Annotated in this window: 22 protein-coding genes; 14 read left to right on the forward strand and 8 right to left on the reverse strand. The window is 53.3% G+C overall.

Annotation, left to right across the window (positions count from 1 at the left end; translation table 11 throughout):
* Positions 1-23: 23 nt before the first annotated feature.
* The gene (locus tag HRH59_RS01010) at positions 24-1,253 is read left to right on the forward strand and encodes an efflux RND transporter periplasmic adaptor subunit (protein ID WP_173499403.1); all 1,230 of its coding nucleotides are present in this window, start codon (positions 24-26) and stop codon (positions 1,251-1,253) included.
* 11 nt (positions 1,254-1,264) lie between these two features.
* A complete protein-coding gene (locus HRH59_RS01015) occupies positions 1,265-4,384 on the forward strand; it encodes an efflux RND transporter permease subunit (RefSeq protein ID WP_173499404.1) in 3,120 nt (1,039 codons plus the stop codon).
* Positions 4,385-4,573: 189 nt separating this feature from the next.
* On the opposite strand, the gene HRH59_RS01020 is transcribed toward HRH59_RS01015, so the two are convergent.
* From HRH59_RS01020 to HRH59_RS01030, 3 genes are read right to left on the reverse strand one after another with little or no spacing between them, the layout of a single operon-like run.
* Entirely contained in the window at positions 4,574-5,011 is a 438-nt protein-coding gene (locus HRH59_RS01020) for a DUF192 domain-containing protein (RefSeq protein ID WP_173499405.1), read from the reverse strand.
* Positions 5,012-5,028: 17 nt separating this feature from the next.
* Positions 5,029-5,904 (reverse strand): 4-hydroxybenzoate octaprenyltransferase, encoded by an 876-nt coding sequence (gene ubiA, locus HRH59_RS01025; protein WP_173499406.1) that lies wholly within the window; start codon positions 5,902-5,904, stop codon positions 5,029-5,031.
* Positions 5,901-6,470, reverse strand: coding sequence for a chorismate--pyruvate lyase family protein (locus tag HRH59_RS01030; RefSeq protein ID WP_231702360.1), 570 nt, complete (start codon positions 6,468-6,470; stop codon positions 5,901-5,903). The genes ubiA and HRH59_RS01030 overlap by 4 nt, the downstream gene beginning before the upstream one ends.
* Before the next feature lie 140 nt (positions 6,471-6,610).
* Here HRH59_RS01030 and HRH59_RS01035 point away from each other — a divergent pair, with 140 nt between their 5' ends.
* On the forward strand, positions 6,611-7,006 hold the full coding sequence (locus HRH59_RS01035) for a flagellar basal body-associated protein FliL (protein ID WP_173499407.1): 396 nt from the start codon (positions 6,611-6,613) through the stop codon (positions 7,004-7,006).
* On the opposite strand, the gene glpG is transcribed toward HRH59_RS01035, so the two are convergent.
* Positions 6,987-7,844, reverse strand: a complete 858-nt coding sequence (gene glpG / locus HRH59_RS01040) for a rhomboid family intramembrane serine protease GlpG (RefSeq protein WP_331460139.1) — start codon at positions 7,842-7,844, stop codon at positions 6,987-6,989. The two genes, HRH59_RS01035 and glpG, sit on opposite strands and share 20 nt — an antisense overlap.
* The gene (gene glpE, locus HRH59_RS01045) at positions 7,831-8,157 is read right to left on the reverse strand and encodes a thiosulfate sulfurtransferase GlpE (protein WP_173499408.1); all 327 of its coding nucleotides are present in this window, start codon (positions 8,155-8,157) and stop codon (positions 7,831-7,833) included. The genes glpG and glpE overlap by 14 nt, the downstream gene beginning before the upstream one ends.
* A gap of 177 nt (positions 8,158-8,334) precedes the next feature.
* Between glpE and HRH59_RS01050 the strand changes: the two genes are divergently transcribed.
* From HRH59_RS01050 to HRH59_RS01090, 9 genes are all read left to right on the forward strand, one after another.
* Complete coding sequence (locus HRH59_RS01050) at positions 8,335-8,925, forward strand: LemA family protein (protein ID WP_173499409.1); 591 nt, start codon at positions 8,335-8,337, stop codon at positions 8,923-8,925.
* Between the two features lie 18 nt (positions 8,926-8,943).
* On the forward strand, positions 8,944-10,791 hold the full coding sequence (locus tag HRH59_RS01055) for a M48 family metallopeptidase (RefSeq protein ID WP_173499410.1): 1,848 nt from the start codon (positions 8,944-8,946) through the stop codon (positions 10,789-10,791).
* A 134-nt stretch (positions 10,792-10,925) separates the two neighbouring features.
* Positions 10,926-11,390, forward strand: a complete 465-nt coding sequence (locus HRH59_RS01060; RefSeq protein WP_173499411.1) for a hypothetical protein — start codon at positions 10,926-10,928, stop codon at positions 11,388-11,390.
* Between the two features lie 90 nt (positions 11,391-11,480).
* Positions 11,481-12,353, forward strand: coding sequence for an HDOD domain-containing protein (locus HRH59_RS01065; RefSeq protein ID WP_173499412.1), 873 nt, complete (start codon positions 11,481-11,483; stop codon positions 12,351-12,353).
* 2 nt (positions 12,354-12,355) lie between these two features.
* A complete protein-coding gene (locus tag HRH59_RS01070; protein WP_173499413.1) occupies positions 12,356-12,514 on the forward strand; it encodes a DUF2256 domain-containing protein in 159 nt (52 codons plus the stop codon).
* A complete protein-coding gene (locus HRH59_RS01075; RefSeq protein WP_173499414.1) occupies positions 12,511-13,470 on the forward strand; it encodes a tRNA-dihydrouridine synthase in 960 nt (319 codons plus the stop codon). The genes HRH59_RS01070 and HRH59_RS01075 overlap by 4 nt, the downstream gene beginning before the upstream one ends.
* A 103-nt stretch (positions 13,471-13,573) precedes the next feature.
* A complete protein-coding gene (locus HRH59_RS01080; protein WP_173499415.1) occupies positions 13,574-14,701 on the forward strand; it encodes an NAD(P) transhydrogenase subunit alpha in 1,128 nt (375 codons plus the stop codon).
* Positions 14,702-14,735: 34 nt separating this feature from the next.
* Positions 14,736-15,050, forward strand: a complete 315-nt coding sequence (locus HRH59_RS01085; protein ID WP_173499416.1) for an NAD(P) transhydrogenase subunit alpha — start codon at positions 14,736-14,738, stop codon at positions 15,048-15,050.
* Positions 15,051-15,053: 3 nt separating this feature from the next.
* A complete protein-coding gene (locus tag HRH59_RS01090) occupies positions 15,054-16,472 on the forward strand; it encodes an NAD(P)(+) transhydrogenase (Re/Si-specific) subunit beta (RefSeq protein ID WP_173499417.1) in 1,419 nt (472 codons plus the stop codon).
* A gap of 37 nt (positions 16,473-16,509) precedes the next feature.
* Here HRH59_RS01090 and HRH59_RS01095 read toward each other — a convergent pair whose 3' ends face one another.
* Together HRH59_RS01095 and HRH59_RS01100 are read right to left on the reverse strand one after the other, a co-directional pair.
* On the reverse strand, positions 16,510-17,958 hold the full coding sequence (locus HRH59_RS01095; RefSeq protein WP_173499418.1) for an aminotransferase-like domain-containing protein: 1,449 nt from the start codon (positions 17,956-17,958) through the stop codon (positions 16,510-16,512).
* Between the two features lie 15 nt (positions 17,959-17,973).
* On the reverse strand, positions 17,974-18,588 hold the full coding sequence (locus tag HRH59_RS01100) for a LysE family translocator (RefSeq protein WP_173499419.1): 615 nt from the start codon (positions 18,586-18,588) through the stop codon (positions 17,974-17,976).
* A 315-nt stretch (positions 18,589-18,903) separates the two neighbouring features.
* Between HRH59_RS01100 and HRH59_RS01105 the strand changes: the two genes are divergently transcribed.
* A complete protein-coding gene (locus tag HRH59_RS01105; RefSeq protein WP_173499420.1) occupies positions 18,904-21,870 on the forward strand; it encodes a di-heme oxidoredictase family protein in 2,967 nt (988 codons plus the stop codon).
* Between the two features lie 38 nt (positions 21,871-21,908).
* Here the strand turns inward: HRH59_RS01105 and HRH59_RS01110 are convergent, their stop codons facing one another.
* Positions 21,909-23,084 carry an MFS transporter gene (locus HRH59_RS01110; RefSeq protein WP_173499421.1) on the reverse strand — a complete coding sequence of 392 codons (1,176 nt, stop codon included), beginning with the start codon at positions 23,082-23,084 and terminating at the stop codon, positions 21,909-21,911.
* Between the two features lie 98 nt (positions 23,085-23,182).
* Here HRH59_RS01110 and HRH59_RS01115 point away from each other — a divergent pair, with 98 nt between their 5' ends.
* Positions 23,183-24,100 (forward strand): LysR family transcriptional regulator, encoded by a 918-nt coding sequence (locus HRH59_RS01115; protein ID WP_173499422.1) that lies wholly within the window; start codon positions 23,183-23,185, stop codon positions 24,098-24,100.
* Positions 24,101-24,244: the final 144 nt, after the last annotated feature.

Raw genomic sequence — 24,244 nt, forward strand, 5'->3', positions numbered from 1 at the left:
AAGTTTTGTTTCAGGAAAATACTATGTTTAAGTTTTATGTTCTGGCGCTGCTGTTATTGCAGGGCTTACTGATACTATCGGCGCAGGCACAGGATCACAGCGGGCATGCTCATGCCAGCCCGGTCGCGGCAGCACAAAGTGTGTTAGCCGAAGCCAGCCCTTTATATGTCTGTCCAATGCACCAGCATATTCAGCAGGGCGAACCCGGAAACTGCCCGATTTGTGGTATGGATTTAGTGCTGCAGCGTCAGCAAAAAACGGCGCAGGTGCAGGTAAACGGTGCCATGCAACAGGCACTGGCTATCCGCACTGAAGCAGCTGCCCCACGCACCTTATGGCGCTTTATCGACACCTTTGCCACGGTGCAGTACGCCGAAGATGCCATTCACCACAGCCACATCCGTGCTGAGGGCTGGATAGAACAGCTGTTTGTGCGCAGTTTGGGCCAACGCGTTAAGGCCGGCGACAAGTTGTTTAGCTACTATGCACCCGATTTACTGGTGGCACAGGACGATTATCTGCAAGCATTATCGGTTAGCAAACAAAACGGCGAGCGTAGCAGCAGCTTAGTTAAACGCGCCGAAACCCGCCTGCGGCTGCTTGGCCTGAGCGATAAAGACATTAACCAACTGCAACAAAGCCGGCAAAGCCAGTATCAGATCACGGTTTACGCCCATCAGGATGGCGTGGTTACTATGCTGAACGTGCGCGATGGTATGTATATCAAGCCCGGCGATACTTTAATTGAAATTACCAGTTTAAACAGTGTCTGGTTGGTAGCCGATGTGGCCGAAGCCCAACAAAGCTGGTTGTTTAACGGCATGAGCGCCGAAGTGGATATTCCGTCGCAGCACGTAAGTGCCATTGATGCCAAGGTGGATTACATCTACCCGGCGCTGGATGCACAAAGCCGCAGCAGCAAAGTACGGCTGACGCTGGACAACAGCAAGCAACTGCTTAAACCGAATATGCTGTTACCGGTAAGGCTGTATGGTGGCCCGTTGCGTGATGTGCTTAGCGTGCCGCGTGATGCCGTGCTGCTAAACGGCAACAGCAGCCGGGTGGTGGTGCAAAATGGTGATAACTTCAGCGTGCGCACTATCACTACCGGCAGCAGTGCTCAGGGCTATGTTGAAGTACTGTCCGGCTTACATGACGGCGAGCTGGTGGTGGTATCCGGCCAGTTTTTACTCGATGCACAAGCCAGCCTAAGCCAGTTGCCGCAAAGCAACAGCGCCAGCCACCAGCATTAGGAGCTAACGCGATGATTAAGGCTATTATTCGCTGGTCGGTGCAAAACCCGCTGCTGGTATTATTAACCACACTGGCGCTGGCATTATTTGGTTATCAGGCCAGCCAGCAGCTGAAGCTGGATGCGCTGCCGGATTTATCCGACGTGCAGGTGATTATTAAAACCAGTTATCCTGGCCAAACCCCCGAAACTATTGAGCAGCAAGTCAGTTATCCGCTGTCGACAGCACTGCTGGCTGTTCCCAAGGCCAAAGCCGTACGCAGCTTTTCGATGCCAAACGACAGCTACCTGTATGTTATTTTTGAAGACGCCACCGACCCTTACTGGGCACGCTCACGGGTATTGGAATATTTGCAAACCGTTAGCCTGCCTGCTGGCGCTAAAGCCAGCTTAGGTCCTGATGCCAGCGGCGTCGGTTGGATTTTCCAATATGCGTTAACCGCAAAAAATACCGATATATCATTAGAGCAGCTTACCAGCCTGCAGCAATTTTACCTGACGCCGGAGCTGCAAAGCGTCGCCGGCGTGGCGGAAGTGGCCAGCATTGGCGGTATGGCCAAAACCTATCAGTTACAGCTTGAGCCGCGCTTAATGCGCGCTTTTAACGTTACCTTATCCCAGGTTATTGCCGCAATAAACAGCCACAACCAGCAACAGGGCGGCAGTGTGATTGAAGTGGCCGAAACCGAGCTGCTGGTGCAGGCCGGTGATTATATTCAGTCGCTGGCTGATTTAGCCGCGGTGCCGCTGGGTGTGCGTAACAGCGCTGACTACCCGCTAACTCTGGCCGATATCGGCAGCGTACAAACTGTGCCGGGCGCACGGCGCGGTATTGCCGAGCTGAACGGCGAAGGTGAAGTGGTCGGTGGCATTATTGTTATGCGCCATGGTGAAAACGCGCTTAGCACTATAGCAGCGGTAAAACGTAAACTGGCGGAGTTGAACAACGGCCTGCCCGACGGCGTAGCGCTGGTAACCGTGTACGACCGCGCTGAGCTGATTGAAAAGACCGTCAGCAATTTAAGCCAGAAGCTGCTGGAAGAAATGGCTGTTGTGGCACTGGTATGTCTGGTGTTTTTACTGCATGCGCGCTCGGCGTTAATCGCCGTCATCAGTTTGCCGCTGGCGCTGCTGGCCAGTATTTTACTGATGCAGCAACTGGGTATTAACGCTAACGTAATGAGCCTGGGCGGCATTGCCATTGCTATCGGCGCCCTGGTTGATGCCGCCATTGTAATGGTAGAGCACGGCCATAAAAAGCTGGAGCAGGCCCGCGCCAACGGCCGCCAGTTAACTACAGCGGAGTTTCGTCAGACCATTATCGACGCCTGCCTTGATGTCGGCCCGGCGCTGTTTTTCTCCTTGCTGGTGATCACCGTCAGCTTTTTACCGGTGTTTATGCTCGAAGCTCAGGAAGGCCGTTTATTTGCCCCGCTGGCGTACACCAAAACCTTTGCTATGGCCTCTGCCGCTATTTTGGCAATTACGTTAATTCCGGTGTTAATGCTGTATTTTTTACGCGGCAAGATACCGTCAGAGCAGAAAAACCCGCTCAGCCGCGGCTTAATTGCGCTGTATACGCCACTGCTTAAACTGTGCCTGCGCTTTCCAACCACCTTAGTGCTGCTCAGTGTGCTGGCACTGGCCTCAAGCCTGTTGCCGTGGCAGCGTTTATCCAGTGAGTTTATGCCGGCCTTTGCCGAGGGCGACCTGTTGTATATGCCCACTACCCTGCCCGGTTTAAGCCCGGCCACAGCAGCCAAATTACTGCAGCAAACCGACCGCTTAATTAAAACCGTACCCGAGGTAGCAACCGTGCTGGGCAAAAGCGGCCGCGCCAACACCGCTACAGACCCGGCTCCGCTGACCATGCTGGAAACCAGCATTAAACTTAAGCCGCAAAGCCAGTGGCGTGACGGTTTTACGCTGGACGATATTATTGCTGAGTTAGACGCTGCGGTGCAGGTACCCGGGCTGACCAACGCCTGGCTGCCGCCGATAAAAACCCGCATTGATATGCTCTCCACCGGCATCCGCACCCCGGTGGGTGTGCGCGTTAGCGGGCCGGATCTGAGCACTATTTCACAGGTGGCGCAGCAGTTGGAAGCTGAGATTAAGCAATTACCCGGCAGCCGTTCAGTGTTTGCCGAGCGCGCCGAAGATGGCCTTTACTTACACATTACGCCGGACTTAACCCAGCTGGGCCGCTACGGCATCACCCTGACCGAGCTGCAGCAATACGTCGCTTTTGCCATAGGCGGCGCGCCGGTGGCGCAAAGTATTCAGGGCCGCGAGCGTTACGATATCAGCCTGCGCTACCCGCGTGATTATCGCAGCCACCCGGATGATATTCGCCGGTTACCGCTGCAAAGCCGCGACGGCGCTTATGTGCTGCTGGAGCAAGTGGCAAAGGTAGAAGTGGTAAATGGCCCGGTGATGATCCGCGCCGAAAACGCCCGCTTAACCAGTTGGGTCTATATCGACTTACCGGCGCAAACCCAGCTGGGCAGTTATATAGCACAGCTGCAAAGCTTGTTGGCAAGTCAGCGTTTTCCGCCCCAAGTCAGCGTTAGCATTGGCGGCCAGTATGAATATATGCTGCGCGTAACACAGCGGCTGGAGCAACTGGTGCCCTTTACGCTGCTGCTTATCGTGGTGCTGCTGTATTTGACCTTCCGCCGCTTTAGTGATGTGGTACTGGTATTGGTTACGCTGCCGTTTGCCCTCAGTGGTAGCTTGTGGTTGCTGTATTTGCTCGATTATCAGTTATCTGTCGCCGTGGCCGTGGGCTTAATTGCACTCAGCGGTGTCGCCGCCGAATTTGCCGTGGTTATGCTGTTGTATTTAAAGCGGGCGGTAGAAGACATTCAGCCGCAAAACCAACAACAATTGTGGCAGGCCATTATGCAAGGGGCTGTCCAGCGGGTGCGGCCAAAGGCGATGACAGTACTGACGATTATTGTCAGCTTGCTGCCGATTATGCTCGGCAGTGGCGCCGGCAACGAAGTGATGCAGCGCATTGCCGCCCCGATGCTGGGTGGCATGATAGCCGCACCACTGGTGTCAATGCTGCTGATGCCGGTACTGTACTTTCTGTTGCTGCGCCGTACTTTGCCGGCAAACCATGCTTAAGCAGGCACACAGCAGAGTTAGTTGCCGATAGCGCAGCCACAGACATTTTCGCGTTAGCGAAGGCGGATAACAAATTCGTCCGGAACGAATTTGGTCAGCGCAGCTGGTCCGCTTGGTGGAGGGTAGGATGCCCGTAACCCCACTGTGGCGAGCAGAGCGGCAACTATCTCGTGCTACGAAGCTGGTGAGTTAGTTCTGGTGTTTCGGCAGCTCTACCTTTTGCCCTACCGCTACGCCATGTTTAGCAAACCAGCCACGCGGCATTTCCAGTGCAGCGATTACAGGCTTGGCAGACGGCACCGCTGTGGTATCGAAAGGCTCCAGCGTTATCAGTTCTGCTATGCGCCAGTCCGGGCCAATATAGGCTACATCCAGTGCCATAGCGGTATTGGCCATCCACAGCGCTATCGCTCTGGGCTCGCGGTATAGCAACAACATACCGGGATCCGCACTTTGCTGAAACATCAGCCCCTGTGCACGTTTTTCCGCTGTATCTGCCAGCTGCACCTCGATCAACACGTCACCCACCTGCAGCGGCACCAGGCTAAATACTTCACGTGGCTCATCCGGTACAGCGCAAACTAATAGCGGCAATATCATTGCCAGCGCTGCCAAAAATCGTGTCATGCGGCTTTATCCTTGTATCAAAATTCGTTAATTAGATAGCTTAGGGCAATACCGGCAAACACCAGCATGCCAACATAGTGATTGTGCAAAAATGCATTAAAACAACCCTGCCGGCTGGCGCGGGCAAGCCGGTACTGATAAATAAAACAGCCGGCCGCGCCAACCAGACTGCAATAATACAACCAATGCAGCTGCGCCAAATAACCCACGCCCCCCAGCAGCAATAAGGTGCACAGTTGCAACAGTGCAATAATCGGCAAAGCGTAACGGCCAAATAAAATAGCGGTGGATTTAATACCGACGTTAATATCATCCGGCCGGTCGACCAGCGCATAATAGGTATCGTAAGCTACTGTCCACAGCAGGTTGGCCAGATATAACAACCACAACAGCGGCGGCAACTGTAGCTGAGTGGCCATAAATGCCATTGGCATGCCCCAGCTGAATGCCGCCCCCAACACTACCTGCGGTAAATGGGTGTAACGCTTCATAAACGGATATATCGCTGCCAGCAGCACCGCCACCAACGATAACAACACCGTTTGCCAGTTTAAAAACACTAACAGACTGGCAGACAACAGCAGCAATAACAGAAACAACTGCAATGCCTCTGTGGCTGTTACCGCACCGCTGGCGAGGGGCCGTTGCTTGGTACGCTCCACAGCGCCGTCCCAATGCCGGTCAGCGTAATCATTAATCACGCAGCCGGCGGCGCGCATTAGTACTACACCCAGGCTAAACACCAACAACAAATCTAATGACGGCACGCCTTTTGCCGCTAACCACAGTGCCCACCAGGTCGGCCACAGCAGTAAATAGGTACCAATGGGTTTTTCCAGCCGCATCAGCTGTAAGTAGTGCCGCCGGTTATGCCAGCTTAACGCAAGACTCATAGCGGGGTGTCATCCAGTAACGCCATCGCCGGTAAAAACGCTTCAGCGACCAGCAACGGCAAGCCGTCCAGCGTGAATACCGAGCGCCTGGCATGGCAACGCGCCGCTACTGATAACTGTGGCAAGGCGATATCTAATTGCGTAGTTTCAATAATGCCGCGATGTAAGCCAGGCTGCTGAAAAATATAATCGCCCAGCGGGCGCTCGCCTAAATCAGCCAGTGGCCGCAACACGGTAACAGTTTGCTGTGGCAACCAGCTTTGTGCATAGACACAGGGCATGTCGTTGCACCATAAGATGACTTCGCGCAGCTGAGCAGCAGCGGTATCCGGCAACAGATGCTGTAAAAAAGCCGGCAGTTCGCTTTGCTGCTCATTCAGCAGCTGCACACGAAACTGCCGGCAATGCCGCTTTAAGCGCGCAGTGAGTGATGCAGGCTCTGAGATCCACGGCGCCAGTTGCGGCGGCAAGGTTTGTACATTGGCTTCCCGCCAGGACGCATCAAGAGAAATAAAGGGTGTATTCACAAAAGCACATTCTGAACTGAATAAGTCTGGCGGCATCATAGCAACTCCGGCGTGTTTTTTCAGCCGTAATAAGCAGAGAAAACGGCTTACTGCAAACAAGCTTAGCTGGTAAAATGCCGGGCTTAACGCTAAGGTTAGTGTCGTTACCAGCCTGTTTTTATCAACTACAAGTGATACTTATGATTAAAAGCCTGATTTTTTGTCTGCTGCTGTTAGCCAGCCTGCCTGCATTGGCGCAAGAACAACCGAAAGAAATTGTTTACTATGGTTTTGACCCGGATATTGTCACCAATTATATTTCCGGCAACCGTCGCAGCTTAGGCTATATCCGCGTCACAGTGGAATTGATGATTGAAGATAAACGCTATTTACCGGCGATAGAACATCATGAGCCCTTGATCCTCGATACCATTATCGGCATTTTCAGCAAGCAGCCGGAAGACAAAATTAAGTCTTTAACCGGCCGTGAAGAAATCCGTCTGGCGATCCTGGAGCAGTTACAACAAAGCATGAAAAAAGAAGCCGGTGAAATGATGATCCAGGATCTGTTATTTACTAAGTATCTGTATCAGTAGCACTTATCTCTCTAGGTTTATGTCCGGGCCGGTTGCGTAGTAACCAGGCCCACGCCATCCCGGCAAGCAAGCCGCCTAAATGCGCCCAATTGGCCATACTAACCCACAACACATCAAAGAAGCCCAGCATTAACCACAGCAGCATAAAACCAATTAAGCCGGAGCTGATGTGCAGACCCTGCGCCGGGTTCAGCCGGCCGGCAATCCAGAAATAACCGAACAGGCCATACACCACGCCGGATAAACCGCCAAAATGCGGGTTAACCATAAAATACTGTGCCGCATTAGAAATCAGCGCTACCGACAACGTCAGGTTAAGCAACAAGCCTGCCCCCAGCCGCTGTTCAAACCGGCTGCCGAGATAACACCACCAGGCCAGATTAAACACCAGATGGGTTAGCGAAAAATGCAGCAACATGGGCGTAAACCAGCGCCACAGCTCTGCCGGGTTAGTCAGTTGCAACCAACCACTGCTGCTGCGCCAATCCAGTTGCTGCCAGCCGTACACCAGTAAACACAACACAAACAGCAGCACGGTCAGGGGGGCTTGCTGCCATACACGGCGCATATCAAACTGCACCAGGGCGGTATCACTGCCGGCCTTTACCGGCTGGCTTAATTGCCAGGCAGCGGCCTGATAACGTGAATGACCGGGCTGTTGCAAAAACTGCGCAAACTCTTGTTCAACCTGCGCTAATTGCTGTTCTGCCGCGTACAGCTCTGCCAGATCAGCGCGCAGCACTACCGCGCTAACGTCCAGGCCCAGCGCGACACAGTAGCCGGCAAACAACTGTGCCGCCTGCGCGGAATTTAACTCGGCAAATTTATGCACCGTCACCACTCACTACCGGCTGTTGCTGACGCCAGCTTTCTACGCCACCATCCATGCTATACACCTGCTCAAAACCCTGTTGCGCCAAATACTGTGCAGCACCCTGGCTGGAATTGCCGTGATAGCACACCACCACGACCGGTTGGTCAAACTCAAACTGCTGCATAAAACCGGATAAACTGCCGTTGGTTAAATGATAGGCTCCGGCAATATGGCCGGCAGCATAGCTTTGCTCATCGCGGATATCGGCGATAACCACTTTGCCGTCAGCCAGCAACTCTGCGGTTTGTGTTACTGAAATATGTTGAAAATCGCTCATACTTACCCCTTATTGTCAGCTGCAATATGATACCGCAGCCCGACAGAATTAACAGCACCCCGGCGGACTACGGCAAATCACCGTACTTTAGTGTTAGTTTGACAAGAAACGCTGGACACTGATTAAACTATTGTTAACAATAGCAACCAAAATTATCCCTCAACTACCGGAGTTCGCATGACCAGCCTGATTATTCTGGCGATTCTTGTTGCGTTAGTGTTCTGGGTTATCAGCATTTTCAATAATCTGGTAAAACTGAAAAACCGCTTTCAAAACGCCTTTGCCCAGATTGAAGTACAGCTCAAGCGTCGCTATGACCTGATCCCTAACCTCGTCGAAACCGCCAAAGCCTATATGGCACATGAGCGCGACACGTTAGAGGCGGTGATTAACGCCCGTAATGCGGCTTTAGCCGGGTTAAAAGTGGCGGCTAACAACCCGGGTGATGCCGGTGCTATCAATGCCCTGGCCGGTGCCGAGGGCGCATTGCAAAGCGCGATGAGCCGGCTTAACGTGGTAATGGAAGCCTATCCGGATTTAAAAGCCAACCAGAATATGATGCAGTTATCTGAAGAGTTAACCAGCACCGAAAACCGTGTTGCCTTTGCCCGTCAGGCGTTTAATGATGGCGTAACCGACTACAACAGCTACAAACAAAGCTTCCCGCCGGTCATTTTTGCCGCCAGCTTTGGTCATGCTGCTGATGCAAAGTTGTTGGAATTTGCCGACAGCGCTGCTATTCAGGCTGCACCCAAAGTCAGTTTTTAAGCACTGACAAGGCAAAATATGAGCAGTAACTTTTTTGCCCAACAAGACCTGGCGCGGCGTAACACCCGCGTTTTAGTGGTGTTGTTTAGCCTTGCCGTGCTGTTGTTATTGCTACTGACTAACGTCGTTGCACTTATAAGCCTCGGTTTTATTGACCCTTCGGCGATTAACACCCCGCAGTACCGGCAACACCTGCCCTGGCATGTCATCGGTTGGGTAAGCGCGGTGGTGTTGGCTGCGGTCGGCATCGCGGTACTGCTGAAATGGCAGCAGTTAAAAGCCGGCGGTAAAGTCGTGGCAGAATCGCTAGGTGGCGTGCGGTTGTCACCTGACAGTAAGGATCCTCTGCAGCGGCGCTTACTTAACGTAGTCGAAGAAATGGCGTTGGCGGCTAATACCCCGGTGCCGGCAGTGTATCTGTTGCCTGAGCAAGGCATCAATGCCTTTGCGGCCGGTTACAGCCCGGCCGATGCCGTAATAGGCGTCACCCAAGGCTGCCTGGCGCAACTTAACCGCGACGAGCTCCAAGGCGTTATCGCGCATGAATTCAGCCATATATTAAACGGTGATATGCGGATGAATATCCGCCTGATTGCCATCTTAAACGGTATCTTATTTTTGGGCCATATCGGCTACTACATGCTGCGTGCCGGCGGCAGAAGCAGCACCATCCGCGCCGGCAACAGTCGTTCCGGCAACAGCAAAAACAATGGCGGCGGCTTGTTATTACTGGCGCTTGGTTTAGTGGTTATCGGCTATTTAGGTTCTTTTTTCGGCAACCTGATTAAAGCGGCCGTAAGCCGCCAGCGCGAATTCCTTGCCGATGCCTCTGCCGTACAGTTTACCCGCAACCCGCGTGGCATTGCCGGCGCATTAAAAGCCATTGGCAGCCACAGCAGCCATAGCAAAATTGCCAACGCCAATGCCGATGAAAACAGCCATTTGTTTTTTGGCGAAGCCATCAGCCGCTGGGCCAGCATTTTTGCGACCCACCCGCCACTGGCAATCCGGATTAAACGGCTGGAACCACATTGGAACGGCAAGTTTCCCACGCCACGCAGCGCGCAAACAGCCGCAGAGCCACAAACCGCAGCAGCACCGGCCAAACCCGGCAATGCAGAGCGTTTACAGCAAGCCCTGCCGTTGTTGTTATTGCACAGTAGCCGGCAAACGCAGCCGGCTACAGCTCTGGTATGCTGCCTGTTATTACAACAAGACGACAGTGTGCGCAGCAAACAGCTGCATTTAATTAAACAGATGGGCTCTGCAGCCTTATTAGAACAAGTTGACCAATTGTGCGATGCCGTAGCCGGTCTGAGCGAAGTACAACAGATACAACTGCTGCAACGGCTGGTGCCGGCATTGAAAGGTTTATCTGAAGCCGGTTTTGTACAGTTTAACCAGTTATTACAAGCGCTGTTGGCCAGCGTCACCACCGCTTCGCTTACGCCCTGGCTGATCAGCCAATTTGTTGAACACAACGTCGCCGTGCAATACGATCAAACACAGATAGTGCGTAAAACCTCGGCTAAACCACTGGCGCAGTTGCAGGCGCAGGTACTACCGCTACTGGCGCTGATAAGCAATGCAGCCGGCAACGAAGCCCAACAGCAACAAGCCTGGCAGGCAGCGCTCTCCCGGTTAGCATTAGCCGCTGACACCGCCAAACCGGCCGCTGATCTGGCCGCGCTAAGCCGGCATTTGCCACTGTTGTTGGCGGCTTCGCCGCTGGTTAAGCAACAACTGTGGCAAGCCATAGAAGCCTGCGTGCGTGCCGATCAGTTAATTGTGCAACAGGAAAAAGCCCTGTTACTGGCATTGGCGCTGCTGCTGGAAATACCCTGGCAGGCCGATGTGGAGAATTAATGCCGCCAATACAGGCTATTAGTCGTTAAAGCTGTGGCGCTGGCCGTTAAGCTGCGGATAATTCCGCACTACCCTTTAGCATTGCCGTTATTTCAGGTAGAATTAGCGCCCGTTTTTTCAGCAGGAATAGCGTCATGACCGATAATCGATTGTTTCTGATGTACGATACGTCATTTGACGAGATGGATGCTGAAGGCAGCCCGGGATTTGGCTATGTGTTGCTGTTTAACGAGCAGGACGCAGAGCAGTATCAAGCCGGTGAAAACCCGTCGTGTCCGGCGGTATCAATGTTATTTACCGACCATGCCGATGAGAGTATCAGTGGCGATCTGCTGGGCTGGGCGCATCTGGATGCAGAAATTTTTCAACAATTTCCGCTGGGGCACTTTTTGTTATTAATGGAACAGGCCGCTCAGGTCGCTATCAATGCGTATCGCCAGGTAGGCCAGGTGCCGGACCGTTTAATTGCCCAGCACTTAGACGACGAAGAGCTTATCCAGTTTGACGTGCAGTTCAATGATTTACAGCTTAGCGAACAGCAAACTGAACAACAATTGGCGCAGCAGCTTATGCAGGGCCGGCCTTATCTGGATTCGTAACCGCGCGGCAATGTAAAACAGCTTTGCATTTCCCTGCCGTGGCTTTTACTATGAGCCGGTCTGTCAGCAGTTTATCCCGGAGAAAGCGTTATGGCGCACGCCATTGATATGTCGGCAATTGAACAAGCGTTAAACGGTTTTACCATACCGCCGCAACCGGAAATTCTGCAGCACATTCAACAACAGCTGGATGCGCCTGAACCCAATATTAAACGCATCGCCGCACTGATTAATCTCGATATCGGTATTGCCGGTTTTACTTTAAAAGTGGTGAATTCGTCATTTTTCGGCCTGCGGCAAAAAATCACCTCAGTTGAACATGCCTGTAAGTTTCTCGGTGTCAGCCGTGTGCTGAAACTGGTGCGCAGCGTACTGCTGCGTTTTACGCTGGCAGAGGGCCGTGACGACAGATTCAGCTTGAAGCTGTGGTCCAGTGCGCTGCAAACAGCCAATATCGCCATGACCCTGGCCAAGCATTTTAACTTTGCCCAGGACATCCAGGACGACTGCTACAGCCTTGGCTTATTTCATAACGCCGGTATTGCACTTATCCACCAACAAACCAGCCAGTATGAGCAGATTATGCAGCGTGGCTTACTGGCGCAGCAGGGTTACAGCGAAATTGAAGAGCAGCATTTTCATACCTGTCATGAAGTGCTGGGGTTCTTAATCGCCGAATCATGGGGCTTAACGCCACAACTGTGTAATGTTATTGCTTACCATCACAGCCCGGCGTTAATGCTGGAGTCTGACAGCGAGTTAGAGAAACAGCTGTTTGCGCTGTTAAAACTGGCTGAGCATTTTAGCGGCGAAAGCCGGCAGTTATTCGATATTAATCTCGACCCGGAGTGGGAGCAATTTAAAAGCCCCATGCTGGAAGTGCTGGAAATAGAATTGCTGCAACTGCCGGAGCTGGCAGAGCTGCTGCACCGTCAGCATATCAGTACCGTTTATTCTGTCTGAACATGCCACACAAAAAGCTACTGCTGGCGCAAAAACGCTGTCCGGTATGCGGGCTGATGTTTAACTGGCGCAAAAAATGGCAACTTAACTGGCACACTGTAATTTATTGCTCTGAGCGTTGCCGCCGTAACAAAACATCTGACAAAAACGAAAACCGATGAAAATAATACTCGCGCCGATGGAAGGCGTGGTCGATGCCCTGATGCGTGATATGTTAACGCGGATTGGCGGCTACGATTTATGCATTACCGAATTTATCCGCGTGGTAGACCAAAAGCTGCCGCCGCGTGTATTCACCCGCCTGTGCCCGGAGTTACTCAACGGTGGCAAAACCTTTGCCGGTACGCCGGTACGCGTGCAATTACTGGGGCAAGACCCGCACTGGCTGGCCGAAAACGCGGTACGCGCGGTTGAATTAGGCTCGCCCGGCGTCGATCTCAATTTTGGCTGTCCGGCCAAAACGGTTAACAAAAGCCGCGGCGGCGCTGTGCTGTTAAAAGAAACTAACCAGTTATATCAGATTGTAAAAGCCGTACGCGATGCGGTACCGCCGCAGTTTCCGGTAAGCGCCAAAATCCGCCTCGGTTATGAAGATACCTCACTGACACTGGATAATGCCGCAGCGATAGCCGCCGCCGGCGCCAGCATGCTTACCGTGCATGCCCGAACTAAAAGTGACGGTTACCGACCACCGGCCTACTGGCCCTGGATTGCCAAAATTAAACAACAGGTAGCTATTCCCCTGATTGCCAATGGTGAGATCTGGAATGCCACTGACGCCGCCCTGTGCCGGCAGCAGTCTGACTGCAAAGACATTATGCTCGGCCGCGGTGCCCTGGCCATGCCAAACCTGGCGCAAAGCATCCGCGATAATAGCCCCGCTATGCCATGGCCACAGGTGCTTGAACTGCTGATGCAGTATTCTGAATTTGAAATGTGCGGTGATAAAAGCCAATACTACAGCAACCGTATCAAACAGTGGTTCAGCTACTTAAAACTGCAGTATCCGCCGGCTGCCGAATTATTCAGCCAACTGAGAGTGCTGCGTAAAAGCAGCGAAATTCTGACAACCTTAGAACAAGCCCTGCACCTCGTTACAGACAACGCAACAGCTTAAGCCGGCATAAGTTGGCGAAATGTTAGCCATCATTCGCCACAATCCAAAAAGCCACTAAATAAAGACTATACTCCTCAAACAGTTAGTTTAAGGAGAATGCGTTATGCCAATAAAAATAGCCGTGCTAATGGAAAGCCGGCCGGGCGAGAAGCGGGTGGCGCTGGTGCCTGCTGTCGCCGATAAACTCAGCAAACTTGGTTGCAACATCAGTATGCTCAGTGGGGCCGGCCTGAATAGCAAACTACCCGACAACGCTTACAACAGCGTTGAAATTGCCGCTACTGAGCAGCATTTGTTAGCAGACGCCGATATCGTGCTGGCGGTACAACCGCCTAAACTGGCTGAGGTTGCGCTGTTAAAACCCGGTAGCATTCTGCTCAGCTTTATCTACCCGCATAAAGAAGCTGAATTAACCCGGCTGCTGTGTGAAAAAAACATCACCTGCTTTGCCATGGAGCAAGTTCCCCGCATCAGCCGCGCCCAGGCGATGGATGCACTATCGTCACAGGCGGCGTTGGCCGGTTATTACGCCGCACTTATGGCCGCCACTACGCTGTCGCGTATTTTGCCGATGATGACCACCGCGGTCGGCTCTATCCGCCCGGCACGCTGTCTGGTAATGGGCTTAGGCGTTGCCGGCTTACAGGCACTGGCCACCGCGCGGCGTTTAGGTGCTATTACCGAAGGCTACGATGTCCGGCCAGAAACCAAAGAGCAGGCCGAGTCCTTAGGTGCGAAATTTGTTGATACCGGTGTGGATGCCCGTGGCGAAGGCGGTTATGCCCGCGAGCTGACGCCGGAAGAGAAAGACAAGATTGCCGGCGTGGTCACGCGGCATATCCAACAGGCCGATATTGTTATCACTACTGCCGCCATTCCCGGCCGCCCCTCCCCCAAACTGATTAGCAAAGCGCAGGTCGATGGCATGAAACCGGGCGCGGTGATTATCGATTTGGCCGCCGAGGGCGGTGGCAATTGCGAATACAGCGTGCCTGGTGAAACGGTTACTCAGGGCCTGATCACCATAGCCGCGCCGTTAAATGTGCCGTCAATGCTGGCCGAACATGCCTCAGAGCTGTATGCGAAAAATTTACTGAATTTATTGCAGCTATTTGTGATTGACGGCGCCATCGCACTTAATTGGGATGATGAAGTACTGGCGAAAACCGTGCTGACACATAACGGTGAAATAAAACCCGAAGCGGTAAAAACCGCACTGGCAAAACACTAATACACTGTAAATACATTATTTATTGGGGATAGTTATGGACTACACCACCACTGTTTTAACCGGCTTTGTCGCGCTGTATATTTTTATGCTGGCCGCCTTTACCGGTTTTGAAATTATCGGCCGCGTGCCGGCCATTTTGCACACGCCGTTAATGTCCGGCTCTAACTTTATCCATGGCATCGTGGTTGTCGGTGCGTTGTGGGCCCTGCTCAATGCATCTTCGCTGCCGGAGCAAATTATCGGCTTTCTCGGCGTGCTGTTAGGCGCCGGTAATGCCGCCGGCGGCTATGTGGTTACCGAGCGCATGCTGCAGATGTTTAAACCTTCAACCAAAACCCCTAAGGAGTAAGGCATGAACGCAGCTTTACTCATCGACAGCAGTTACTTTATTGCCGCCTTTTTGTTTATCTATGGCTTAAAACGCATGTCGTCGCCGCTAACGGCCCGATCCGGCATAGTGGTGGCCGGTATCGGTATGGTGCTGGCCGTATTAGCCAGCTTTCTCTATACGCTGGATGTCAACGAGGCCGCCAAACCGCACCTTAGCACTAACCTTACGCTGGCGCTGCTTGCGCTGACACTGGGCCTTGGCTGGGCCTGGCGCAGTGGTAAAAAAGTCGCCATGACCGAAATGCCGCAAATGGTGGCACTGTATAACGGCATGGGTGGCGGCGCCGCCGCGGCGATAGCAGCAATAGAACTGATTGGCTATAAAACCCACGGCAGCATCTCACTGAGTTTGGCCGTGCTGGGTGGTTTGATTGGTGCAGTCGCCTTGTCCGGTTCGCTTATCGCCTGGGCCAAGCTGGATGGTCGCATTAACGGCACACTGCGCTTTGCTGCGCTGCAGTTAGTAAACGGTAGCCTGTTGTTGGTGCTGCTGGGCATCGGCGCTTACATTATCTGGCACGGCGGCAGCGTTGCCTGGCCGGTGTTTGCGGTGTTTTTTGCACTGGCGCTGATTTACGGCGTAATGATGACGATGCCGATTGGCGGCGCCGATATGCCGGTAGTGATCTCCTTGTACAACGCTTTTACCGGCTTAGCCGTTGGTTTTGAAGGCTATGTGCTTAATAACCCGGCACTGATGATTGCCGGCATGGTGGTCGGCTCGGCCGGCTCTTTGCTTACGCTGTTAATGGCCAAAGCGATGAACCGCTCGGTAGCCAATGTACTGTTTTCCAACTTTGGCGCCGCTGAAGATGAAGCGCAGGGCGATATTGCCGGCAGCCAGAAACCCATTGATGCCGGTGATGCCGGTATTAATATGCGCTACGCCGGCAAGGTGATTATCGCGCCCGGCTATGGTCTTGCCGTGGCCCAGGCGCAGCACAAATTGTACGAGCTGGTAAAGCTGCTGCAAGACGCCGGGGTCGAGGTGAAATTTGCTATTCATCCGGTAGCCGGCCGTATGCCGGGCCATATGAATGTGCTGCTGGCCGAAGCCGGGGTGCCGTACGACATTATCTTTGATATGGAAGATATTAACGGCGAGTTTAAAGAAGCCGACGTCGCCATTGTTATTGGTGCCAACGACACGGTAAACCCGGCGGCACGCACTAACAAAAGCTCGCCGATTTACGGCATGCCGGTGTTAAATGTCGATATGGCCAAGCAAGTGTATGTGGTAAAACGTGGTCAGGGTAAAGGTTATTCCGGCGTCGAGAACGCGCTGTTTTACGCCGACAACACTCAGATGGTATACGGCGATGCGCAAAAAGTGATGGTATCAATGATTCAGGCGATTAAATCACTTGGCGGCGGGCATTAGGCGCCCCCGCAGCGCCATGGCTTAGCCGGCAGCCGCATTACGCCGGCTTTGCGGCCTCAAGCTGACGCTGGCACAGTTGTGCCAGCGTTTGCAATGCCCGCTCCAACCTGGCATCTTGCTCTACCGCACCGTTTAAGCGGATAAAGTTACCAAAGACTGAGGCACTGCCGGCCGGCGTCGGCGAAAAAATAGCGCCCGGCGCTATGCTGATGTTCTCGCCCAGCGCTTGCTGCGCCAGCAGATAACCATCAACACCCTGTGGTAACTCTACCCAGAGCACAAAGCCCCCCTGCGGCTGGCTAACGCGGGTACCGGCCGGAAACAGCCGGCCAATACTGCTGCTGATACGCTGCAACGCCGCCTGATACAACGGCCGCACCTCGCGTAAGTGCCGCTCATAACGGCCACTTTGCAACAACCGGGCTACCGCTAATTGCGGCAATGCTGCGCTGCTGATATTGCTGATAAACTTCAGGTATTCCAGCTTAGCCGTATGTTTAGGGGCAATAACCCACCCCAGGCGTAAATCCGGCGACAGCGTTTTAGAAAAAGTGCTGCAGTAAAAAATATCCGCCTGTGGCGCCAGCGCAAAACAGCTGGCAGGCCTTGGTCCGGCAAAACCCAAATCACCGTAGGTATCATCTTCAATAAGCGGTATACCGCGCTCTGCCAATAGCTGCGCTATGCGCTTTTTGTCAGCATCCGGCATCAGGCTGCCCAGCGGATTACTGTAGTTGGCAATTAACACGCAGGCCTTTACCGGCCACTGCGCCAAAGCCTGTTGCAGCGCATCGGCAGCCAGCCCCGTCTGCGGATCGGCAGGCAAGGCTAACGCTTTTAACCCGGCAGCTTCCAGTGCCTGCAGCAAACCGTAAAACGCCGGTGCTTCTATCACTACTATGTCGCCCGGCTGCGTTACCGCTTTTAAACTCAGCATTAAGGCTTCCTGACAACCATTGGTAATGATCACGTCCTGCGGTGCAACCACAGCACCTTGCAGTGCCATGCGCCTGGCTATTTCGCGGCGTAGCTCAGGCGCACCGCGGCTGGCCTCGTAGCACATTAACCGCGCCGGCGCGGCTTTAATTACCTGTTGCAGTGCCTTTTGCAGCGCATGTTGCGGTAAATACAGCGGTGCCGGTACTGCCGCGCCCAACCGCATATAAGCCGGATCAGCCGCAGCCTTAGATAGCGTAAGCGCCATCTGCTGGCTGCTTACGCTGGAGGGCAGCACACTGTGTTGCAGCGGTGCGCCGCTAAGCGGCGGTGGTTGATGCCGCGCGGTAACCACGTAACCGCTGCGGTTATTGGCCTGTAAATAGCCGTCAGCCTCCAGTAAACGGTAGCTGGCCACCACAGTAGAGACACTAAGAGCGCGGCGTTTGGCTAACTCACGCACACCGGGCAAGCGCTCACCACAGGCATATTGCCCCTGCTCTATCTGCTGCTGCAGCTCACCGGCTAATTGTTGATATCGAAAACTCACCGCCGCTCCCGGGGTTCAGCTGCTGAACGCCTGCACCGCCTGCCATAGTGGCGGCAGCACCGACAGCGCCAGCAAAGTACCCATTACATAATTAAACCAACGGCGTTGCCGTGGTGCCGTTAACAGCCGTTTTAAACCGGCACCAAACAACAGCCAACTGCCGGTGCAGGGTAAACCTACCAGTAAAAACACCGCTGCAATCAGTACCAGTTGCTGCCAATACACGCCGTGCAAACTGGTAAAAGCGGCAATAGCACCGGTAATCATCACCCAGGCTTTGGCATTAACCCACTGGAACAACAGCGCCTGAATAAAACTCAGCGGCTTACTGCTGCCGGTAGCAAGCTGTACCGGCTCTGCCGTCGCAATTTTCCACGCCAGATATAGCAAATAAACCGAGCCAATAAATTTGATCCACTGATGCAGCATTGGTTGTTGCTGTAACACCACGCCGGCACCCAGGCCCACTGCCAGTAACATCAGCAAAAAGCCCGTTTGAATACCGGCCAGGTGTGCCAGGCTTTTTTGCACGCCGTAGTTAACACCGGACGACATAATCATGATGTTGTTTGGCCCGGGCGTAATGCTGGTGGCAAAGGCAAAAAATACTAAAGCGCCGGCCAGTTTCATAATGCATACTCCTGCTTGCTTAAATTAAGCAGTACAGTAGCGCGCCGCGCCAACAGAAAATATACACAGTACAGCGCAAAATAAGCAGTACAGATAAGATAAAAGCAAAAATAAAGCAGTACAGCATGACTAATTACTACATGCCCGTCACTAAATACCCGGAGCTGCGGCGCCAGGTCACACCAGTTGTGCGATAAACAATTAATTACACAAAACATTATACTACTGCTTCATAGTTATGCCTTTTGCCGTCGCTTAACTAAATAAAATAGTCTGGCTATTAGCTGTTATAAGTATCTATTTGGGGTAATTACTATGAACCTGAGTTCTGTGAATAAATCCGCCGCAAAGCAGCCGGCATCGCCGGCCTGGTTGCTGGTACCGCTGCTGGCATTAGCCCTAACGGCTTGTGGCGGTGGCAGTGACAGCACTGCCGCGCCTGAAGATCCGCAAGCCGGCAACCCACCGCTTGTAACACCGGATCCGGATGCCGCTCTACCCGAACCGGCGCTGGAAGCCGCCCCCGGTGCCGAAACATCTCCCCTGCCTAAAGCAGACGGCCCCTCTCTGCCGGCACCACCGGCCGCGCTCAGACTCAGCCTGGCTTATGATAAAAGCGGCTTGGCTCAACCGATTGGCGGTATTACCGCAAGCTCATCCGGCGATGAAAATGCCAATAACAGCGCAGATAAAGCAGCCGATGGCGATTTAACCAGTCGTTGGGAAAGCGCCTGGAGCAATAATGCCGATGCTGACAGCGCTTGGATACAGTTTGATTTTGGCGCCAAAACTGCCATCGGCTATATGCAGTTGCACTGGGAAAACGCCTACGCTGAAGAATATGCCATTTATATCTCTGACGATGCAGAAAACTGGTATCAACTGCGCTATATCGTCGGTGCCAAAGGTGGCACCGAAGAATTTTTTAATCTTGATATCGATGTCCGCTATGTTCGCCTGCAAGGTATCAGCCGCCACACCCAATATGGCTATTCATTATTTGAAGCAGAATTTAAAACCCCGGGCAGTGACAACTCTATGCCGCTGCTGGATACGTCCTATGTGCCTTATCCGCTAAGCGGCAGTGGCCGCCAGCCTCTGCCTGCGCCGGCCCAACCGGTTGAAAGCGTGCGCTTTACCCTGGCCGACGGTACTTTGGTAACCCGCTTTGGTATGGTGGGCCGCTCGCGTCATGCCCGCGAACGCGGTGAAGAATGGAACGAAGTGGGTTATGGCCTGAACGAAACCGTCGATGCACAGGGCAACCCTGCCGACAAAGGCCCTGGCGCGCATTTAAACTTTATTGCCAACTACTTTAAAAACCGCACCTGGGGCGTTGAGTTTATTGATAACAGTAATGTTGCCGGTGTTACTGCACCGAAGATTATCGTTAACCAGTATTATCAGCAGGCGCAAAAAGGCGGCGGCCACTCGTTTGTGCGCCGTTTTGATGAGCCCAATGTTACCGGCTTTGGCTGGATGAGCCCGGGCGATTTACTGGATGACTCTACCTATCTGACTGACGGTGCGCCCTGTCCGGTAATGCAAAAGCCAGCCAATGGCGTGCTGTTAAACCCCGACAGTGGCTACAACGGCATTATTGGTGCCAATGATGGCTGCAGCGTGGTTTTTGATACTTACCCTGGCCACAGAGCGCTGTCGGCTAATGCCGATGGCGTGTTGGTGCCAAACGGCAATAACGTGGCAGCAAGATCACTGAAAAAAGGCGATATTATTGAGTTTACCGGCTCGTTCTTTTCCACCCGTGAAGTGATGGACTCCATTGGCGATAACGGTGCTTTTCGTTATTACACCAACGAGCTGACCTACGTTATGGGCCAGGGTTTGCGCCCCTGGTATGGCGTGCAACCGCGCTTAATGAACCAGCCTTTACCGGACAGCACTCTGCAGGGCGGGTTGGGCTCGGTGTCTTACGATTATGCTGACAATGCCAGCTTTATCTTCCAGCAACCGCACAACAATATCGGCATGCAAAATATCCAGCGCTTTATGGAAGGCCGCCGCTGGTTGCATACCAATTTATGGACCGGCCAGCATAACGAAGCCGGTAATGACCGTAATGACGCGGGCATGTTGTTGCAGGGCCAGCATTTTAATCAGTCTTCCTGTCTGGGCTGTCATATCAGCAATGGCCGCAGTGTCGCCCCTTCGGTCAAAAACCAACGGCTTGATACCATGGCTATCCGTGTTGGTGCTACCGGTACCGACACCAACGGTAACTATCTGCCGCACCCGATTTACGGCCAGGCACTGCAAATGAATGCGCGATCGAACACTACCGGCGCGGCGCAAAACTGGGGTAATGCTGCTGTGGTTAGCGGTTTTACCACAAAGAACGTACAACTTGCCGATGGTACTGTGGTTGAACTGCGTAAAGCGGAAATTGCCTTTGAAGGCCCGGTACCTGAAGCTTATTCAGTACGCTCGGCCCAGCCTTTAATCGGTATGGGGCTGCTGGAAGCCATTGCCGATGACACCATTTTAGCGCGGGTACGCAGCGCCCCCGATGCCGATGGTGTGCTGGGTACTGCCAACTATGTCTATGACCCGGAAACCGGTGATGTGCGGCTGGGCCGTTACGGCTGGAAAGCCGGTAAAGTCAGCCTGCGCCATCAGGTAGCCAACGCTGCATTACTGGATATGTCGGTAACGTCATCCATTTACCCGAACCGTGACTGTCTGGCCGGGGCAGCACACTGCGATGCCGCCAGCGGTACAGAGCCCGGCTTACCGGATGACGCGCTTGAGTTAATGACAAACTATCTGCACCTGTTAGCCGTACCGGCGCAGCGCAGTCTGGTCAGCGGTTACCCTAAAGGCGTGTCGCCCATGGCCTATCTGGATGTTGAGCCGGCCAAAATCGCGCAGGGTGAGCAGGTGTTTAAAGCCATCCGCTGTAACGCCTGTCATGTCAGCGAAGTGCAAACCAGCGCCCGCTCAGCCTTTGATGAAGTGCGCAACCAAACTATCCGGCCTTACACCGACCTGTTATTACATGATATGGGTGAAGAGCTGGCAGATAATTTTGCCGAAGGCTTAGCCGGCGGCAATATGTGGCGCACTGCGGCGTTATGGGGTATCGGTTACACTAAATACGTGGCCGCCGGCACACCGGTGGGATATTTGCACGACAGCCGCGCCCGTACATTAACCGAAGCCATTTTATGGCACGGCGGCGAAGCAGAAGTGATTAAAAACCGCTTTGTTAATTTACCCACCGAAGAGCGCGAAGCCCTGCTGGCTTTTCTGGGCTCGCTGTAATACAAAGCCCGGTGCTTAAGCTGGCACCGGGCTTTACCTCAGGCGTTAGCCGTTGCTGTGTTGGCGTTTGCTGAGCGGTTGCGGCGAAACCACAACACCATGGTCAACCCCACCGCAGCAGTGGCCGCACCGGCCAGCGGCACGGCGTTCAGGCCAAAGCCGGCGCTAATCATCAGCGCCCCCAACATAGCACCTAACGCATTGCCCAGGTTAAACGCGCCTATATTCATCGCCGACGCCAGGCTTGGTGCTTCTGCGGCCTCTTGCACCACCATCGCCTGCAACGGAGGCACCAGGGCAAAACTGGCAATACCCCACAGCAAGATAAGCGGCGCCACCAGTAGCGGCGACGATATCACCACCGCCAGCATTACCAGCAACAGCATCACCGCAATTAACGACGCAATCAGCGTTAAATCCATTGAGCGATCGGCAAAACGGCCACCAAGCACATTGCCTGCCGCGAGGCCGACGCCATATAGCACCAGCATCGCAGTGACAAACATAGTAGAGGCTTGGGTTTCATCCTGCAAAATAGGCACTATGTAAGTAAATACAGTGAACATAGCGCTGGAGCTGACAACAGTTAACAGCAACGCCACCAGTACCGGCTTTTTGCCCAGCACCCTAAGCTCATTACGTACATTGGCTTTTTGTTTATTCACCATTGCCGGCAACGACAACCGCAGCGCCGCCATGGTGATAAGTCCGATAACAGCCATGGCAAAAAATGCCGGACGCCAGCCAATTACTTCACCTATATACGCAGCCAGCGGCACACCGCCGATAGTGGCAATGGTCAGGCCGGAAAACATCGCCGCCACCGCACCGGCCCGCTTTTCCGGCGGCACCACGTTCATCGCCACTATAGCGCCGACACCAAAAAAGGCGCCATGGTTAAATGAGGTAATAATCCGTGCGAGCAACAGCACGTTATAGCTGTCTGCCAGCGCAGAGATCAGATTGCCCAGCGTAAAAATCGCCATTGATAGCAGCAGCAGATTACGTCTTGCCATATTGGCAAATACTAATGTCATCAACGGGGCGCCAAGCAGTACACCAAAGGCATAGGCACTGATCAGCATACCGGCCGTCGGAATAGATACCCCCAGATCGCCGGCAATAATCGGTAGCATGCCCATCGGAGCAAACTCTGTTACGCCAATACCAAAAGCACCAAAGGCAAGCGCGAGCAAAGGAATATTGATTTTCATACAAAGTCTCGTTAATTTGTGATGGCGCAGAATATAATTAATTTATAAACCGAGAAAAAGTAGCAATCGATACATTCAGTTTTGCTCCGGAGTCACAAATGAGCCTGATAAAAACAGACAGAACGGCCGAAATGGAAACCTTTTTGTGCGTCGCCTGTACCGGCAGTTTAAGCGCAGCAGCGCGCGAACTGGCACTAACTCCTTCTGCGGTCAGCCGGATAATGACAAGGCTTGAAAAGCGCCTCGGTGTGCGTCTGATAGTGCGCAGCACCCGCAGCCTGCGTTTAACCAGCGAAGGTGAATCTTATGCATTAGCTGCCAGGCGTATTCTGAAGGATTTAGACGATACCGAATTAACCATTGCCAACCGCGGCAGCCCCAGCGGCAATATAAAGGTAACAACTGCCACGGCGCACAGCCGGCTAACGATAGTGCCGCTGTTAAAAGAGTTTTTGCAACGCTATCCGGATATTACTATCGAAATTGACGTATCAGACCAGATCAGAGATGTCGCTGCAGGCCATGTCGATGTTGCTATCCGGTTTGGGCAACTGCCTGATAGCGGCCTGCATGCCCGCCGTTTGGGTGACACAGGTCGGGTGGTGCTGGCCTCGCCGGAATATCTGGCTAAAGCCGGCGTGCCGACAACACCGGCCGATTTGGCCCGGCACAATTGCCTGGATTTCAGCTTCCGCCGGTTAGAGCCCGGCTGGCCATTTCGGGAAAACGGGCATGATTTTATGTTGGCCATAACCGGAAATGTTATCGCCAACAATGGCGAAACCCTGGTAGAACTTGCGCAGCAGGGTATTGGTATTACCCGGGTGGGCCGCTTTCACGTACAGCAGGCTTTGGCAAACGGGCAGCTGGTACCCTTGTTGGAAGAATATAACCCTCAGGACCGCGAAGCCATCCACGCCGTTTTTATCGGCGGTAACAATATCCCGGCAAGAAACCGTGTATTTGTCGACTACCTGGTGGAAAAAATGACCGGCAACGGCAGTACTGTTGTATAAGCTGTGCACATATCCGTTTTTATCAGCACAGGCATAAGCTAAAAAAACTGCACCATTCCGGCTTTTTACCCCGGCAGTAACGGCCGTATTAATTTGTCTGAGTTTATGGATCTGCTTACTACGCTGGCACCAAAAACAAAGTCG

Origin of the sequence: Rheinheimera lutimaris, from assembly GCF_013283795.1 — a bacterium.
GTDB lineage: Bacteria > Pseudomonadota > Gammaproteobacteria > Enterobacterales > Alteromonadaceae > Alishewanella > Alishewanella lutimaris.